The organism is Pseudonocardia oceani (genome assembly GCF_019263585.2).
GTDB classification, from domain to species: Bacteria; Actinomycetota; Actinomycetes; order Mycobacteriales; family Pseudonocardiaceae; genus Pseudonocardia; species Pseudonocardia oceani.
This window is the reverse complement of sequence record NZ_JADQDF010000001.1, coordinates 245,788-261,557: the sequence shown is the minus strand read 5'-3', so window position 1 is coordinate 261,557 and position 15,770 is coordinate 245,788. Positions and strand designations below refer to the sequence as shown.

Annotated in this window: 16 protein-coding genes; 6 read left to right on the top strand and 10 right to left on the bottom strand. The window is 72.6% G+C overall.

Annotated elements, in window-relative coordinates:
* Positions 1-83: 83 nt before the first annotated feature.
* From I4I82_RS01255 to I4I82_RS01240, 4 genes are all read left to right on the top strand, one after another.
* Complete coding sequence (locus I4I82_RS01255) at positions 84-725, top strand: acyl-CoA dehydrogenase family protein (RefSeq protein WP_218589355.1); 642 nt, start codon at positions 84-86, stop codon at positions 723-725.
* On the top strand, positions 722-1,537 hold the full coding sequence (locus tag I4I82_RS01250) for an enoyl-CoA hydratase/isomerase family protein (protein WP_218589354.1): 816 nt from the start codon (positions 722-724) through the stop codon (positions 1,535-1,537). The genes I4I82_RS01255 and I4I82_RS01250 overlap by 4 nt, the downstream gene beginning before the upstream one ends.
* A 4-nt stretch (positions 1,538-1,541) precedes the next feature.
* Positions 1,542-2,687 (top strand): acyl-CoA dehydrogenase family protein, encoded by a 1,146-nt coding sequence (locus tag I4I82_RS01245; protein WP_218589353.1) that lies wholly within the window; start codon positions 1,542-1,544, stop codon positions 2,685-2,687.
* A 135-nt stretch (positions 2,688-2,822) separates the two neighbouring features.
* Entirely contained in the window at positions 2,823-4,442 is a 1,620-nt protein-coding gene (locus I4I82_RS01240) for a flavin-containing monooxygenase (protein WP_218589352.1), read from the top strand.
* Between the two features lie 82 nt (positions 4,443-4,524).
* Here I4I82_RS01240 and I4I82_RS01235 read toward each other — a convergent pair whose 3' ends face one another.
* The 8 genes from I4I82_RS01235 to I4I82_RS01200 form a co-directional block, all read right to left on the bottom strand.
* A complete protein-coding gene (locus I4I82_RS01235; protein ID WP_218589351.1) occupies positions 4,525-5,712 on the bottom strand; it encodes an acetyl-CoA acetyltransferase in 1,188 nt (395 codons plus the stop codon).
* A 2-nt stretch (positions 5,713-5,714) separates the two neighbouring features.
* Positions 5,715-7,112: an OB-fold domain-containing protein gene (locus I4I82_RS01230; RefSeq protein WP_225920810.1), complete on the bottom strand. Its 1,398-nt coding sequence runs from the start codon at positions 7,110-7,112 to the stop codon at positions 5,715-5,717.
* A gap of 2 nt (positions 7,113-7,114) precedes the next feature.
* A complete protein-coding gene (locus I4I82_RS01225; RefSeq protein WP_218589349.1) occupies positions 7,115-7,558 on the bottom strand; it encodes a MaoC/PaaZ C-terminal domain-containing protein in 444 nt (147 codons plus the stop codon).
* The gene (locus I4I82_RS01220; RefSeq protein WP_218589348.1) at positions 7,555-8,094 is read right to left on the bottom strand and encodes an FAS1-like dehydratase domain-containing protein; all 540 of its coding nucleotides are present in this window, start codon (positions 8,092-8,094) and stop codon (positions 7,555-7,557) included. Before I4I82_RS01220 ends, I4I82_RS01225 begins: the two co-directional genes overlap by 4 nt.
* Before the next feature lie 70 nt (positions 8,095-8,164).
* A complete protein-coding gene (locus I4I82_RS01215; RefSeq protein ID WP_218589347.1) occupies positions 8,165-8,605 on the bottom strand; it encodes a MaoC/PaaZ C-terminal domain-containing protein in 441 nt (146 codons plus the stop codon).
* A gap of 4 nt (positions 8,606-8,609) precedes the next feature.
* Positions 8,610-9,059: a MaoC family dehydratase N-terminal domain-containing protein gene (locus tag I4I82_RS01210; protein WP_218589346.1), complete on the bottom strand. Its 450-nt coding sequence runs from the start codon at positions 9,057-9,059 to the stop codon at positions 8,610-8,612.
* Positions 9,052-10,086, bottom strand: coding sequence for an LLM class flavin-dependent oxidoreductase (locus I4I82_RS01205; RefSeq protein WP_218589345.1), 1,035 nt, complete (start codon positions 10,084-10,086; stop codon positions 9,052-9,054). The genes I4I82_RS01210 and I4I82_RS01205 overlap by 8 nt, the downstream gene beginning before the upstream one ends.
* Positions 10,083-10,883 carry an SDR family NAD(P)-dependent oxidoreductase gene (locus I4I82_RS01200; RefSeq protein WP_218589344.1) on the bottom strand — a complete coding sequence of 267 codons (801 nt, stop codon included), beginning with the start codon at positions 10,881-10,883 and terminating at the stop codon, positions 10,083-10,085. The genes I4I82_RS01205 and I4I82_RS01200 overlap by 4 nt, the downstream gene beginning before the upstream one ends.
* Before the next feature lie 361 nt (positions 10,884-11,244).
* Between I4I82_RS01200 and I4I82_RS01195 the strand changes: the two genes are divergently transcribed.
* Both I4I82_RS01195 and I4I82_RS01190 read left to right on the top strand, forming a co-directional pair.
* Positions 11,245-12,378, top strand: coding sequence for a zinc-binding dehydrogenase (locus tag I4I82_RS01195; protein ID WP_218589343.1), 1,134 nt, complete (start codon positions 11,245-11,247; stop codon positions 12,376-12,378).
* Positions 12,375-13,838, top strand: coding sequence for an aldehyde dehydrogenase family protein (locus tag I4I82_RS01190; protein WP_218589342.1), 1,464 nt, complete (start codon positions 12,375-12,377; stop codon positions 13,836-13,838). Before I4I82_RS01195 ends, I4I82_RS01190 begins: the two co-directional genes overlap by 4 nt.
* A 19-nt stretch (positions 13,839-13,857) precedes the next feature.
* Here I4I82_RS01190 and I4I82_RS01185 read toward each other — a convergent pair whose 3' ends face one another.
* Positions 13,858-14,628, bottom strand: coding sequence for an SDR family oxidoreductase (locus I4I82_RS01185; RefSeq protein WP_218595000.1), 771 nt, complete (start codon positions 14,626-14,628; stop codon positions 13,858-13,860).
* Complete coding sequence (locus tag I4I82_RS01180) at positions 14,628-15,764, bottom strand: acyl-CoA dehydrogenase family protein (protein ID WP_218594999.1); 1,137 nt, start codon at positions 15,762-15,764, stop codon at positions 14,628-14,630. The genes I4I82_RS01185 and I4I82_RS01180 overlap by 1 nt, the downstream gene beginning before the upstream one ends.
* Positions 15,765-15,770 lie beyond the last annotated feature (6 nt).

Genomic DNA, 15,770 nt, shown 5'->3' with positions numbered 1-15,770 from the left:
GCTCCCGTTCAGGGTGTTGTGATTTATCGGGATTATCATCCTGATTGTGCGGTCAGGCAAGGCTGCACCGACGGGGAGGACACGTGGACTTCACCCTGACCGAGCGCGAGCGCGAATGGGTCGAGCTCGGGCGCAGGCTCGCCGCCGAGTTCGCCCCCCGGGCTGCCCGCTGGGACACCGAGGCGGCCTACCCCGAGGAGAACCACGCGCGGCTCCGTGAGCTCGGCCTGCTCGGCGCCGCGCTGGCCACCGCCTTCGGCGGGGGTGGGGCCAGCCTCGTCGAGTGCTACCTGCTGGTCGAGGAGATCAGCAAGGCGTGCGCCAACACGGCGCTGCTGGTGCACGACCAGAACGTCTCCGGACGGATCCTCGCCGCCCACGGCGGCCCCGGCCACCGCGAGATCCTGGAGCGACTCGCCGCCGGCACGGCGGAGGTGACCATCGCGATGACCGAGCCGCAGGCGGGCTCGCTGTGCTACCGGGCGCTCTCCGAGGTCGACGCGGGCCGCACCTCGGCCTACCACTCCGCCTGCGCGAAGATCGCCGCCACCGAGGGCGCGTTCCGGGTGGTCGACGACTGCCTGCAGATGCTCGGCGGGGCCGGCTACTTCGCCGAGGCGCCGCTGGAGCGGATGCTCCGCGACGTGCGCATGTTCAAGATCACCGGCGGGACGACCCAGATCCTGAAGAACACGATAGGACGCGCCCTGGTGGGCAGGCCGTGACGGCGGCGGCCGGCCCGGCGGGGGCGGGTCCGCCGGTCGTCGTCGAGTCCGTCGGCCGGGTCGGGGTCGTGCGGCTCGACCGGCCCGGCAAGCTCAACGCCCTCGACGGGCCCACCATCAGCGCACTGCGGGCGGCCGTCGCCCGCTGCGCCGCCGACGACGGGATCGCCGCGGTGCTCCTGGAGGGAGCCGGGCGGTCGTTCTGCGCCGGCGGGGACCAGAGTGGCGGGGCGCAGCCACCGCGGGGTGCCTACGGCTGGTACGCCTACCTCGCAGCCGAGGCCAACGCGCTGGTCCGCGAGCTCCTGGGGATGCCCAAGCCGGTGGTGGCCGCCGTGCAGGGCCATGCCTACGGCGCCGGGATGTGCCTCGCGCTGACCGCCGACCTGGTGGTCGCCGCCGACGACGCCCGGTTCTGCATGCCGTACCTGAAGATCGCCAACAAGCCCGACTTCGGGGCGTCCTACCTGTTACCGCGCCGGGTGGCGAGCCTGTCGGTGGCCAAGGACCTGATCTACACCTCGCGCGTCGTGGACGCCCCCGAAGCGCTGCGGCTGGGGCTGGCCAACAGGCTGGAACCGGCGGCCGAAATGCGAGCGGCCGCGCTGGCGCTGGCCTCCGACCTGGCCGCGGGGCCGGCCCAGGCACTGGCGCTGTCCAAGGCGATCCTGGACCGCTCGCTCGACTCCGACCTCGACACGGTGCTGGCCCTCGAGGCCATGGCGCACGGCATCGTCAAGATCTCCCGCGACCACGCCGAGGGTGTCGCGGCGTTCTTCGGCAAGCGCCCACCGACCTTCACCGGGGAGTAGCACGATGGACTTCGACTTCACACCCGAGCAGGACGCGCTGCGCGCGGCCGTGCGCGAGATGATGGACCGGGAGGCGCCCGAGGAGTACCTGCGGCGTCTGGACCGGGAGCACCTGTTCCCGCACGAGCTGTGGCGGCGCTGGGTCGAGATGGACCTGCTCGCGATGCCGTTCCCGGCCCGGTACGGAGGCCTGGACGGGGGGGTGCTCGAGTTCGTGATCACCGCCGAGGAGATCGGTCGCAAGGGCTACGACCTCTCCGGCGCCTACGGGATGGCGGTCTTCCTCGGGCTGCTGCTGGTGCGCCACGGCTCGCCGGAGCAGGCGGACAAGATCGTGCCCGGCATCGTCCGGGGCGAGCGCAGGCTGTCGATCTCGATCACCGAACCCGAGGCCGGCTCGGACGCCGGGGCCATGCGCACCTTCGCGCGCGCGGACGGCGACGACTTCGTCATCGACGGCCAGAAGGTCTTCTCCACCGGGGCCGGTCTGCCCGACAACACGATCCTGCTCTTCGCGCGCACGAGCCGCGAGGACCGCAGGGCGATTTCGTGCTTCCTGGTGCCGAACGACGCACCGGGACTCGAGGTGGTCCGGCTCGACACCCTGGGCCGGCACTCGATGGGCACCTTCGAGCTGTTCCTCGACGACGTCCGGGTCCCCGCGGCGAACCTCGTCGGGGATCTGCACGGGGGCTGGGACATCCTGCTCGCGGGTCTGGAGCTGGAGCGCACCATGACCTGCGCGGCCTACGTCGGCAACGCCCAGACCGTCGTCGACCAGGCGCTGGCGCACGCGCGGGGGCGCGAGCAGTTCGGCAGGCCGATCGGCGACTTCCAGGCGATCGCGCACATGCTGGCCGACATGCAGACCGCGGTGGACGCAGCCAGGTTGCTGACCTACCGGGCGGCGACGCTGGTCGCGCAGGGACGGCCCGCACGGCAGGAGGTGGCGATGGCCAAGCTGTTCGGGTCCGAGACCTTCGTCGACGTCGCGAACAAGGGCATGCAGGTGCTCGGCGGCTACTCCTACATGATGGAGGTCCCGATGCAGCGCCACTTCCGCGACGCGCGCATCACCACGGTCACCGCCGGCACGTCGCAGATGCAGCGCAACCACATCGCCCGGGGCATGGGCCTGCGTCCGCGCTGAGGGTCGGCACATGTCCCGTTGCGCGACACCTTTCCGGGCCGTTCCTGTCGCACGATGGGGCCGGGTCGTGTGACGCGGCCCACCACACCGACCCCGGGGCGGGGACGACCGCCCGGGGTCACGAGGGGAGCATGCATGAGTCAGACCCAGTCGGACACGGTCGAGGAGCTCGACGTCCTCGTGATCGGCGCCGGATTCGCCGGCATCTACCAGCTCGACCGGCTGCGTTCGCTCGGGTACTCGGTGAAGGTCTACGAGGCCGGCTCGCGGATCGGCGGCATCTGGTACTGGAACTGCTATCCGGGGGCCCGCGTCGACAGCGACGGGCCGATGTACCAGTTCTCGCGGGAGGACCTCTGGAAGGACTGGGAGTACTCCGAGCGGTTCCCGGACTGGAGCGAGGTCCGGAGGTACTTCGACTACCTCGACGAGAAGCTCGACCTGAGCAAGGACATCCGGTTCGACGCCAGGGTCACCTCGGCCGAGTTCGACGAGGAGCGCAAGCAGTGGGTCGTGCGGGCCGCCGACGGATCGACGGTGCGGGCCACCTTCCTGGTGCCGTGCACCGGTTTCGGCTCCAAGCCCTACATCCCGCCGATCCCCGGGCTGGAGTCCTTCCGCGGTGAGTGCCACCACACCGGACTGTGGCCACAGTCCGGTGTCGATCTCACCGGCAAGCGCGTCGGGGTGATCGGCACCGGGGCCAGTGGCGTGCAGGTCATCCAGGAGGCGGCCCGCGACGCGGCCGAGCTCACCGTCTTCCAGCGCACGCCCAACCTGGCGTTCCGCATGGGCCAGCAGACGCTCACCCCCGAGCAGCAGCAGGAGATCAAGGACGGCCAGGCGGCCCGGTACGCCATCCGCACCACGACCTTCGGCGGCTTCGACTACGACTTCCTGCCCGTGTCGGCCCTGGACGTCACGCCCGAGGAGCGCGAGGCCACCTACGAGCGCATCTGGGGCATGGGCGGGTTCACGTTCTGGCTCGGCACCTTCCAGGACGTGCTGTTCGACACGAAGGCCAACGACACCGCCTACGAGTTCTGGCGGAAGAAGGTGTGGGAGCGGATCGACGACCCGGCGGTCGCCGAGAAGCTGGCACCGGTGGTCCCGATCCACCCGCTGGGGGTCAAGCGCCCGTCGCTGGAGCAGAACTACTACGAGGCCTACAACCAGGACAACGTCACCCTCGTCGACCTGCGGGAGAGCCCGATCGAGGAGGTCACCGCCACCGGCGTGCGGACCGCTGCCGGCGAGGTGGAGCTCGACGTGCTGGTCCTCGCCACCGGCTTCGACTCGGTCACGGGCGGACTGACGGCGATGGACATCCGGGGCACCGGTGGCATCACCATGCGGGAGAAGTGGGCCGACGGCGTCAGCGCCTACATGGGCGTGGCCACCGCGGGGTTCCCGAACCTGCTGTTCCTCTACGGGCCGCAGAGCCCGTCGGGGTTCTGCAACGGGCCGACCTGCGCCGAGATCCAGGGCGAGCTGATCGTCCGGATGATCGACGACCTGCTGCGCAGCGGCCGCAGGCGGGTCGAGGCCGAGGTCGAGGCGGAGAACGCGTGGCGCGAGCACGTGGCCGAGCTGGTGGTGCCCTCGCTGTTCGACCGGGCCGACTCCTGGTACATGGGGGCCAACATCCCCGGCAAGACCCGGCAGATGCTCAACTACCCGGGCGGCCTGCCCACCTACCTCACCAAGTGGGAGGAGTCGGCCGCGAAGGACTACGCGGGGTTCGCGATCACGTGATCGGTGCCGTCGGGTCGGCGGCAACGCCGACCCGACGGCGGGGACCCGCCCGTGCCCGGCCGATGACGGTCGGGTGCGGGCGTCAGTCTCGTTCGGCGCCGACGATCGAGGCGAACGACACGCAGGCGCCCGGCGCGCCCCCGAGGTTGTGCGTCATCCCGAGCCGGGGGCTCGCGAGCTGCCGCTCGCCGGCCTCGCCGCGCAGCTGCAGCCACATCTCGAACAGCATCCGCAGTCCGCTGGCACCGATCGGGTGGCCGAAGGACTTCAGGCCGCCGTCGGGGTTGACGGGCAGGCCGCCGTCGAGGTCGAAGAAGCCCTCCAGGACGTCCTTCCAGCCCTGGCCGCGCTCGGAGAACCCGAGGTCCTCCATCAGCACCAGCTCGGTGGGGGTGAAGCAGTCGTGCACCTCGGCCATCGAGATCTCGGTGCGCGGGTCCTTGACCCCGGCCTGCGCGTAGGCGTCCTCGGCGCAACGGACGACCTCGGTGAACGTCGTGTAGTCGTAGGCGGGGTCGAGCGGTCCCTCGGCCGGGCCGGCCACGAACGACAGCGCCTTGATGTAGATCGGCCGGTCGGTGTAGCGGTGGGCGTCCTCGGCCCGGACGATCAGGGCCGCGGCCGCCCCGTCGGACACCCCCGAGCAGTCGAAGATGCCGAGCTGGCCGGCCACCAGCGGCGAGCAGGAGATCGTCTCCTTCGCGACCTCGGAACGGAACTGGGCACGGGGGTTCTTCGCCCCGTTGAGGTGGTTCTTCCAGGCGATGTGGGTCATCACCTCCTTCATCAGGTCCGCGTCGACGCCGTACTTCTTCGCGTACGACGGGGCCAGCAGCGAGAACATCGCCGGCGCGGTGAGCTCGGACTCGGTGCCGTCGTTCGCCGGGGTCGGGATGACCAGACCGGAGAAGCCGGAGTCCTTGAGCTTCTCCACCCCGACGGCCATCACGCAGTCGTAGGCGCCCGACGCCACCGCGTAGGCGGCGTTGCGGAACGACTCCGAACCGGTGGCGCAGTAGTTCTCCACGCGGGTGACCGGCCGGTAGCCGATCTTGAGCGGCCGGGAGAGGGTGAGGCCGGAGGACCCCGACCCCATCGTCCCGAGCCAGAAGGCGTCGATGTCGTCCTTCTCGACGCCGGGCACGGAGCCGATGCACTCGGTGACGGCGTCGATGAGCAGGTCGTCGACCGAGCGGTCCCAGTGCTCGCCGAACGGGGTGCACCCCATGCCGACGATGGCGACCTTGTCGCGGATACCGTTGCTGGCCATGACTAGTGCTCCTTCCTGACGGGACGTGCCTTCCAGAAGTAGTTGTGCACGCCGCCGGCGGTGTGGAAGCGGCGGAAGGTCATCTCCACCCGGTCGCCGATCGCGACCGCGGCCGGGTCGGCGTCGGCGAGCTGGCACCCGTAGCGGCCGCCGCCGTCGAAGTCGATGACGACGTCGACGACGGGCGGGGCGAGGGAGAAGGCCAGCTTGTCGATGGTGAACGTGGCCACGGTGGCCCGGGTGGCCGCGAGCGGGACCGGCTCGGCGCGGTCGACGGCGCCGCAGTGCACGCACACCCGCTGCGGGGGGACGTTGACCGTCGAGCAGGACAGGCAGCGCGAACCCTCGAACGCGTACTTCCAGCGCTGCGAGCGCGCCGCGGGCGGTCCGGCGGGTCGCTCCGGGTCTGGGCGGCGCGGGGGTTCGCGGTCTAGGAACCCGCGCCAGGTCAGGAAGTCCGGGTAGGACACCTCCCGGGAGACCGCGAGCTGCTCGCGCACCCCGTCGCCGGTAGGGCGGCGGGTGACCGCGTCGGTCACCCGCAGGACGGTGGCGTCGGCCCCGTCGGCGGCCACGACGAGCAGGACGGTGTCACCCGGCGCGGCCCGGTCCAGGACGTCGGCCAGCACCAGACCGGCGTGTGCGGCGCCGGCGAACCCGACCTCCTGCTCCAGCCCGTCGGCGCGCGCGGCCTTCGGGAACGCGCCGAGCGCCGCCCGGGCCGCCCGGGCCTGCGGCGAGGACACGATGACGTGGGTCGGCGCCTCGAGCTGCGCGGACTTGAGGGCCCGCGTCACGGCGTCGGTGATCAGCGGCAGGTAGGCCTGGGCGCCGAAGCGCTCCTCCCACACCCGGCTGTAGGGCTCGCCCGGCACCCTCCAGCGGTCCAGGAACTCCGCGGACACCGAGGCCTGGGCGACGATCTCGGCGAGGACCCGCTCGCCGGTGCCGAACGCGAACGCGACGGCCCCGTCGCCCCCGGCCGCCTCGTCCGCCGAGCCGGGACGCCCGGTCCGGATGTCGGACAGCACAGCCATGCCGCCGGTGGCCGCGGCGGCCCGAAGGGCACCGGAAGCGCCGCGGACCGCCGCGCCGAGGTCGGTGGCGAAACCCTCCCGGCTGCCGCCCAGCGCCGCGTGGATCGCGGTGGCGTTGGTCTTGTCGGCGTAGGCGGGTGCGGTGGTGGCGAAGTAGAGCGACTCGGGCAGGGGTGCGCCCCACAGCGCCCGTCGGGCGGCCTCGACGCCCATCGACGTCGAGTCCTCGTCGTAGGCGGCCACCGTGCGGGTGCCCTTGCCGCCGCCCTGGCCGAGGGTCGCCCGGATCGCCGCCCGGTCGAGGCGGTGGAAGGGGAGGTAGGCGCCGTAGGAGACGATGCCGCGGCGCCCGTCGGAATCCATGGTCACCCCGGCCCGGTCGGGAGCTGCAGGGTCGCCTCGCTGGGCACGCACGGACCCTCCTCGCTGGAGACCATCAGCTCCAGGTCGACCAGGCCGGTGCCCTCCACCTCGCGCTTGCCGACGACGCGTCCGGTGAGGGTCGCGGTCTGTCCCGGGTAGATCGACCTGATCATCGAGATCTTGCGCCGGCGCAGCAGCGCGTCGGGACCGGCCCAGTCGCCGAGCCCGCGGTCGATGAAGCCGTGGAAGAACAGGGTCGACAGGTAGATCGTCTGCTGGCCCTGGCTGCGTGCGTACTCGGGATCGTGGTGGCCGGGGAACCAGTCCCACGTGGACGCGGCGTTCATGCAGATCCGCTTGTAGGTGACCGGGATCGAGACCGGGGTGATCTCGTCGCCGACCGCGACGTCGTCGAACCGCAGTCCCGCGGCGGTGCTGGTGGTCATGCCTGCTCCTCGGTCCCGGCGGCGGTGTCGGCGATGTCGTACCGGAACAGCACGTTCGTGTTGCGCGCGATGACCTCGCCGTGCTGGTCGCTGTAGGTGGTCAGCGAGGTGATGAACACCCCGGTGCCGATCCGGGTCGTCTTCTCCGGCGACACCGAGACGATCTCCTCGACGATCGACACGTGGTCGCCGACCCGGGGCCGGCGCTCGAGCTCGGTGGTGGTGGAGGCGTTGATGATGTGGTGTCCGGGCAGCGGCACGCTGAGCGCGAACAGCGAGTCGTCGCGGTGCAGGTGCTCCGGGGTCCACTGCGGGTTGAAACCCAGGGTCATCAGCAGGCCGGGCGGGCACTCGTCGCCCTCCCAGTACCGCGGGTTCGCGTCCTCCACCAGCGAGCAGTAGTACAGGACCATCGACCGGTCGATCGGGAACCAGGCCTGCTTGGGCTCCGAGGTGCGACCGGCCCAGGCCCGGCCCTCCTCGAGCGTCCCGAAGGCCATCCCGAGACCGGTGACGTCGGTGGTCGCAGTGCTCACGGTCGTCCTTTCCGTCGGTGGTGTGGTCCGGCCGGAGAGCCGGACCGGTCCGCTGGTCGGGCGCCGCGCACTAGGCGACCCGGGCGACGGCGGTGGCCCTGATCGCCGGGTCGCCGTTCTGGCGGGTCACGACCAGCGCGAGGTCGGCGAGCCGTTCGCCGTCCTGCTCGCGGACGTCGGTGACGGTGCCGCTGAAGCTCAGCACGTCGCCGGGCCAGACCTGGCCGGTGAAGCGGATCCGGTAGGCCCGGAGGGCGGCCAGGCCCACCCAGGCCGCCAGCCGCTGCCCGAGCAGGCCGCCGTGCAGCAGGCCCATGCCGAACACCCCGGGCATGCCGGCCGAGCGCGCGAACTCCTCGTCGTGGTGGATCGGGTTGAAGTCCCCGCCCGCGCCGGCGTACCGGACGATGTGCGAACGGGTCAGCGGACCGAACTCCGAGGCCGGCATCTCGTCGCCGACGGCGAGGGCGACCGGCGAGGTGGGGGTCGCCGCCGTGGTGGTGCTGCTCACCGGGTCAGCCTCCGGTCTCGACGAGCACGTCGGTCTGGCGGACGACGAGCTCACCGCGCTGGTTGGTGAAGTCGGTCTCGATCGAAACCATGGTCATCGTCCCGCCGCGCCGGCCCTCGCGCGTGCTGACCCCGGACACCCGACGCGACGCGGTGAGTTCGTCGCCCACCACCACCGGGCCGTGGTACTCCCAGCCGCACTCGCCGTGCAGGACGCGGCGCAGGTCCAGCCCGAGGGTGGCGACCATGTTGTCCTCCTCCCGCCAGTGCGCCGAGGACACGACGAACGTCGGCGGCACCGGGATGTCGCCGAAACCCGCGGCGCGTGCCGCGTCGACGTCGGTGTAGACCGGGTCGGGATCGCCCAGCGCACGGGCGAACTCGCGGACCTTGGACCGGTCGACGGGGAACGTCACGGTCCCCAGGCCCCGGCCGGTGAGCGAGCCGTCAGCCACTGCCGTCACCTCCCGCGGCGGGTGCGCATTCGCGGATCATGCTGTCGAGGTTCTCCTGGATGCGTTGCGCGGTGAGCCCGATGGTCGGTGAGTACAGCATGATGTGGTCGAGCACGCCCTCGTAGCGCTCCAGCCCGGCGCGCACCTGCTCCGCGGTGCCGGCCACGGCCATCGTGTCGATCATGTCGTCGGTGACCGCGGCGAACATCGCGGGCAGGTCGCGGCGCCCGAACGCCTCCCGGATGGCCTCGCCCTGGCGGGTGAAGCCGTTGACGTCGAGCACCGTGTCGTAGGACTTGACCGAGGAGTAGAAGGCGATCTGCTGGGCGGCCTCGCGCCGCGCGACCTCGGGGTCGTCGTGGATCGCGCAGATCACCATCGAGATCAGCTCGACGTCGCGCGGGTCCCGCCCGGCGTGCGCGGCCCCCTTCGCGATGGCCGGGCGGACGACCTCCTCCACGTAGGTGGTGGTGAACAGCGGGTGGCCGGCGAGGCCGTCGGCCACCCGGCCGGCGACCTCGCACATCCGCGGGCGCACCCCGGCCGTGACGATCGGGACGGCCCGCTGCGGGGGTTCGAGCTCGCCGGTCGGCACCAGGTTCATGTGGTAGAAGCGGCCCTCGTGGCGCACCGGGCCCTCGTGCAGGTTCCAGATGCGGCGGACCAGCGGGACGAGCTCCTCCATGCGCAGGGCGGGAGCGGAGGTGTCGGCGACGCTGTGCCAGTCGCTCATCATCCGCCTCGTGCCGTTGCCCAGGCCGAGCACGACCCGGCCGCCGGAGAGCTCGTCGAGGTCGCGGGCCTCGGTGGCCAGCACCAGCGGGCTGCGCCCGATGCCGTACATGATCGAGGACCCCAGCCGGCAGCGCTCCGTGCGACCGGCCATCGCCGCCATCGAGATGGACCCCGAGCGGGAGTAGAACTCCGAGGCCCAGGCCGCGTCGAAGCCGGCGCGGTCGGCGGCCTGCGCCGTGTCGACGAGCGTTCTCAGGTCGGCACCGAGGACCGACACGCCGTAGGTGCTCATGCCTTGTAGTACATGCCGCCGGAGATGGTGTGCACCTCTCCGGTGATGTACCTGGACTCGTCGGACGCCAGGAACAGCGAGAGCGCGGCGACCTCCTCGGGCTGGCCGGCGCGGCCCAGCGCGGCGGGCTCCACGAGCTTCTGCAGCTCGCCGGGCGGGTAGATGCGCTCCAGGAAGGGGTTCCAGATCAGGCCGGGCGCGATGGCGTTGACCCGTACGCCCTTGGGACCGAGCTCGGCGGCCGCGGCACGGGTCAGGCCCATGACGCCGGCCTTGGCCGCGCAGTAGGCGGACTCGCCCATCGTCGACCCGATGTACCCGGCCACCGAGGCCATGTTCACGATCGAGCCCGAACCCTGCTCCATCATCGTCGGCAGCACCGCGCGCAGCGTCCGGAAGGCGGCCTTCAGGCAGATGTCCTGGACGAAGTCCCAGGTCTCGTCGTCCATCTCCCAGATCGGGGCCAGCTTGTTGATCCCGACGTTGTTGTGCAGCACGTCGATGCGGCCCCACCGGTCGGTGGCCGCGCGCACCATCGCCGCGATGTGCTCCGGATCGCGGACGTCGACGGTCATGCCGATCGTCTCGACGCCGTGGGCGTCCTCGATGTCCTTGGCCAGCTGTGCCGGCCGTGAGGCGTGGGCGTCGGTCACGACGACCCTGGCGCCCTCGGCCGCGTAGCGTCGGGCGACGGCCTGGCCGATGCCGGCGCCGGCCGCCCCGGTGACGATGGCCACCTTGCCGGCGAGCCGGCCGCTACCCGCGATCTCCAGCGGGGCCGGCATCGCCGCCGTCATGAGGTGGCGCCCTTCCCGATGACCGGGTGCGACAGGTACCGATGATGGTGTGCCATATGCGCTCCTCGTCGAACGGACAGCATGTTAACGATCGTTACCGTACAGCGATGGGGCGGCGGGGTCACGCCTCGATCCGGTTCCGTGCTCCGGTCCCGGGCACGGCGTCGCGCGGACGGACGGACCCTTCACGGCGTCCGACTTAACCACGGTTAACGGCCGGATCTGCTCCGGGGGGCGGCGGCGTTCCGGTGGGCCCGGGGCGAACGGCACCGCGTGTCCCGAATCGCGTCATCCGGCGGGCGCCACCGCGACCTACCGTCGACCGTGGCCGATCGGGGAGAGCCGTGTCGAGAGGGACCGCATGGGAGCAACGGGGCGCGCTGCGATCTTCTTCGGCGCCGGGAAGCCCTTCGAGCTGGCCGAGTACCCGGTGCTGGACCCCGGGCCGGGCGAGGTGCTCGCCCGGCTGGACTACACGAGCATCTGCGGCTCGGACGTGCACTACTGGCGCGGTGAGGACCCGGTCGTGGAGGGCCTCGCGGCGAACGGCCTGCTGCTCGGTCACGAGACCGTCGGCCATGTGGAGCGGCTCGGCTCCGGGGTCACCACCGACTCCGCCGGCCAGCCGCTGGCCGAGGGCGACCCGATCGTCTTCGCCTACTTCCGGCCGTGCGGGCGCTGTCACGCGTGCACGCAGCGCCGGGCGAACGCCTGCGAGCAGGTGATGGGCGGCCTGCTGCGCCCTCCGTCGCGACCGCCGCACTTCGTCGGCGGCTTCGCCGACTACTACCACCTGCGCCGCGGCCAGTACGTGCTCAAGCTCCCCGAGGGGATGACACCCGAGCACGGCATCAGCGCGAACTGTGCGGCCGCCCAGTCCTGGATGGGGCTGGTGCGCGGCGGGGTCGGCCCGGGCGAGCGGGTCGTCGTGCAGGGCGCCGGTGGGCTGGGCCTCTACGCGGTCGCCGCGGCGAAGCGGATGGGGGCGGGCCAGGTCGTCGCCGTCGACGCGATGGCCGACCGGCTCGCCGCCGCCACGGCGCTGGGTGCCGACGCCACCGTCGACGTCACCGAGATCGGTGACGCGGCCGCACGGGTCGAGCGGGTGCGGGAGCTCACCGGCGGGGGCGCCGACGTCGTCCTGGAGGTCGCCGGGGTGCCGGGCGTGGTCGACGAGGGGGTCCGGATGCTCGCCCGCGGCGGCCGCTACATCGAGATGGGGCAGATCACCCGCGGTTCCGACGTGTTCCACGTGCCGGCGCTGGCACTGCTGATGCGCAACATCTCACTCGTCGGGGTCGCGCTCTACGACCCGCAGATTCTCCGCGACGTCGTCGGGATGCTCGGCGACCTGCGTACCGACCCCGTCATCACCCGTCTCGACTCCGGCCACCGCTACGCCCTCGACGACATCGACGCGGCGTTCGCCGACGCCGTGTCGAACCGCAGTGCCGAACGACCCGTGCTCGATCTGGCCCAGGGAGGCCCCGCATGACCCAGGTGACCGACGCCCCGACGCCCGCGCTGCTGGTCGACAAGATGGTCGTGGGCGGGGAACTGCTCGACGCCCGCAGCGGCGAGACCTTCGCGGTGCACAACCCGGCGGACGGGTCGGTGATCACGCGGCTGCCCGCGGCCGGCGCGGCGGACGTCGACCACGCCGTCGGGGTCGCGCGCGAGGCGCAGCGCGCCTGGGCGAGGCGGTCGGTCGCCACACGGGCCGGGCTGCTGCGGCGGTGGGCCGACCTCTGCGAGGAACGGGTGGCGGACCTCGCGAAGATCGAGAGTCTCGACGTCGGCAAGCCGATCACCACGGCCCGCGCCGTGGACGGGTCGATGCTGATGGAGAACATGCGCTACTACGCCGGCATGCCCGACAAGCTCGAGGGCCGCACCATCCCGGTCTCCGGCCGGTTCGTGACGATGGTGCTGCGCGAGCCGATCGGTGTCGTCGCCGGCATCACGCCGTGGAACTTCGCGCTCGTCGGCGCGGCGGGGAAGGCGGTGTCCGCACTGGCCGCCGGCAACGCCATCGTGATCAAGCCGTCGCCGCTCGCGTCCCTGTCCGCGCTGGCGCTCGCCCAGGTGGCGCTGGAGGCGGGCATCCCCCCGGGGCTGGTGAACGTGGTGACCGACGCCGCGTCGGCGGCGGGCGAGGCGCTGGTGCGCCACCCCGGTGTCGGCCACGTGTCGTTCACGGGCTCGGACGCGGTCGGGCGCACGGTGGCGGCCACCGCGGGCGGGGAGCTCAAGACCTGCACGATGGAGTTGGGCGGGAAGTCGCCGCTGGTCGTGTTCGACGATGCCGACATCGCGGGTGCGGCCAAGGCGGCCTTCCTGGGGATCTTCCTCAACGCCGGGGAGATGTGCACCGCCAGCTCGCGCCTGCTCGTGCACCGCGCCGTGCACGACGAACTGCTCGACGCCGTGGTCGCCACGGCCGACGGGCTGAGGATCGGCGACCCGGCCGACGAGTCGACCGTTCTCGGCCCGGTGATCTCGGCCGCGCACCGAGACCGGATCGAGGGGTACGTGCAGGTCGGCCGGGACGAGGGCGGCGATCTCGTGACCGGCGGGTCGAGGCCGGACCGGCCCGGCTTCTACGTCACCCCGACGGTGTTCGACAACGTCGAGCCCACCGCGCGGATCGCGCGCGAGGAGATCTTCGGCCCGGTGCTCTCGGTCATGTCCTTCGCCGACGAGGACGAGGCGCTGCGCATCGCCAACGACGCGACCTACGGGCTGGGCTCGGGCATCTTCACCGGCCGGATCGACCGTGCTCTGCGCTTCGCCGACCGGATCGAGGCCGGCAACGTCTGGATCAACGCCTACAACCTGCTGCACCCCGCGGTGCCCTTCGGCGGGTACAAGAACTCCGGGTTCGGCCGGGAGGGGGGCTTCTCGGGGATGAGCCACTTCACCCGGGAGAAGTCGGTCTGGTTCGCCACGGGCTGATGCCCGCCGATGGCGGCCCTCATCCCACCGACGTCCCCGGGGTGCCGGTGACCGCGAGGCTCTGGCCGGTCAGGTAGGCGCTCTCCGCGCTGCACAGGAACGCGATCACCGGAGCGACGTCCTCCGGGGTGCCCGGCCGACCCAGGGTGTTCGTGCGGGACTGCATCTCGTAGAAGGCCCGGCGGCGCTCCGGCGGGATCGACTCGCTCATCTCGGTGACCGCCCGCGGGGACACGACATTGACGGTGATGCCCGACGGTGCGACCTCGCGGGCGAGGCTGAGCGAGAAGCCGATGATCCCGGCCTTCGCCGCGGCGTAGTTCGCCTGGCCCACGTTGCCGACGAGGCCGGCGACCGAGGCGGTGTTGACGATCCGGCCGCCGCGCCCGGCGGCCCGCCACGCCCGTACCGCAGCCCGGCACACGAAGAACGTGCCGTCGAGGCTGGCGGTGATCACCGAGTGCCACTCCTCGTCGGACATCCTCGCCACCGTCCGGTCCCGGTTGACCCCCGCGTTGTTCACCACGGCGTCGAGCGGGCCGAGCGCGGTCGCGGCCTCCAGGACCTGCTCGGCCACGCCGGGCGCGCCGACGTCGCCCGCGGCCACGGCGGCCCGCCCGCCCGCCGCCTCGATCTCCGCGCGCAGCGCCGCCAGCGCGTCCCCGTCACGGGCGTTGAGCGCGACCGCGGCGCCGCGGCGGGCCAGGTCGAGCGCGTACCCGCGGCCCAACCCGCGGCTGGCCCCGGTGACCAGCACCACCCGCCCGTCGAGGCGGACCCCCGCGGCCATCAGAACGCCGTCCGGTACATCGGGGCGCGTCCGGCCGGGGCCGCGGTCAGGGCATCGACGATCCGCGCACGCTGGTGCCGGGCCGAGCCGAGCGCGGCCCGGTCGACCCAGGCCCGCTTGTGGTGCACGTGCGTCGGGCGGGCCCACGTCATGCCGATGCCGCCGTGCACCTGGATGGCCCGGCGCCCGGCCTCGACGGCGTTCTCGGTCGCGCCGGCCTTGGCCTCCGCGGCGGCCAGCGCGGCTCCCGAATCGTCCCGGCACACGGCCCAGGCCGCGGCCCTGGCGAGCGATCGGGCGTTCGCCACCAGCAGGAAGACGTCGGCGCAGTGGTGGGCGACGGCCTGGTAGGAGCCGATGACGCGGCCGAACTGCTCGCGCTGCGCCGCATAGGACACCGCCAGGTCCAGGACGGCCTGGCCCGACCCGACGGCGTCGAGTGCCAGGAGCGCCGCGGCGGCGGTCTCCAGGCCGCGCAGCAGCGCACGGGCCGGATCGCCGGTCGCCAGCCCGGTCGCGGGAACCGCGTCCAGCGTCAGCGTGGCGAGGTCGCGGGTCGGGTCCGCGACGGCCCGCCGCTCCCGCACGACCCGGCCGGGTTCGTCGATGCGGCAGACCACCGGCCCGCCGTCGGGTCCCAGCGCGACCGCGACCATGATCTCCGCCGCCGCACCGTCGAGGACGAAGGCGACCGACCCGCTGACGCGGCCGGCCCGGTCGATGCGCAGCGCGACCGGTTCCTCGGGCCCGTCCCAGAGCAGCGCGCCGGGAACGCCGGACCGCAGCCGGGCGAGCTCCGCCTCGGCGGGTGCACCTTCCAGGGCCCACCCCGCCAGCCCCGAGCCGACCACCGGAACGCCCGCCGCGGCCCGCCCCGCCTCCTCCGCGATCGCCCCGAGGTCGGCGAAGCGGTCGCGCCTGCCCAGCGCCGCCCCACCGATCGCGCAGACCTCGCGCCACGTGTCGAGGTCCGACCGCCACCGGGAGTCGGTCTCCCACAGCTCGGCCGCGAAGCCCTCGGGCCGGGCCATGGCGGCACCCAGCCGCCTGCGCAGGCCGTCGAGCCCGGTGTCGGCGGCGGCCCAGCGGGCCGCCGCCGGGATGTCGAGCTCGTCCAGCACGACTGCGGGTTCCACCGGCGC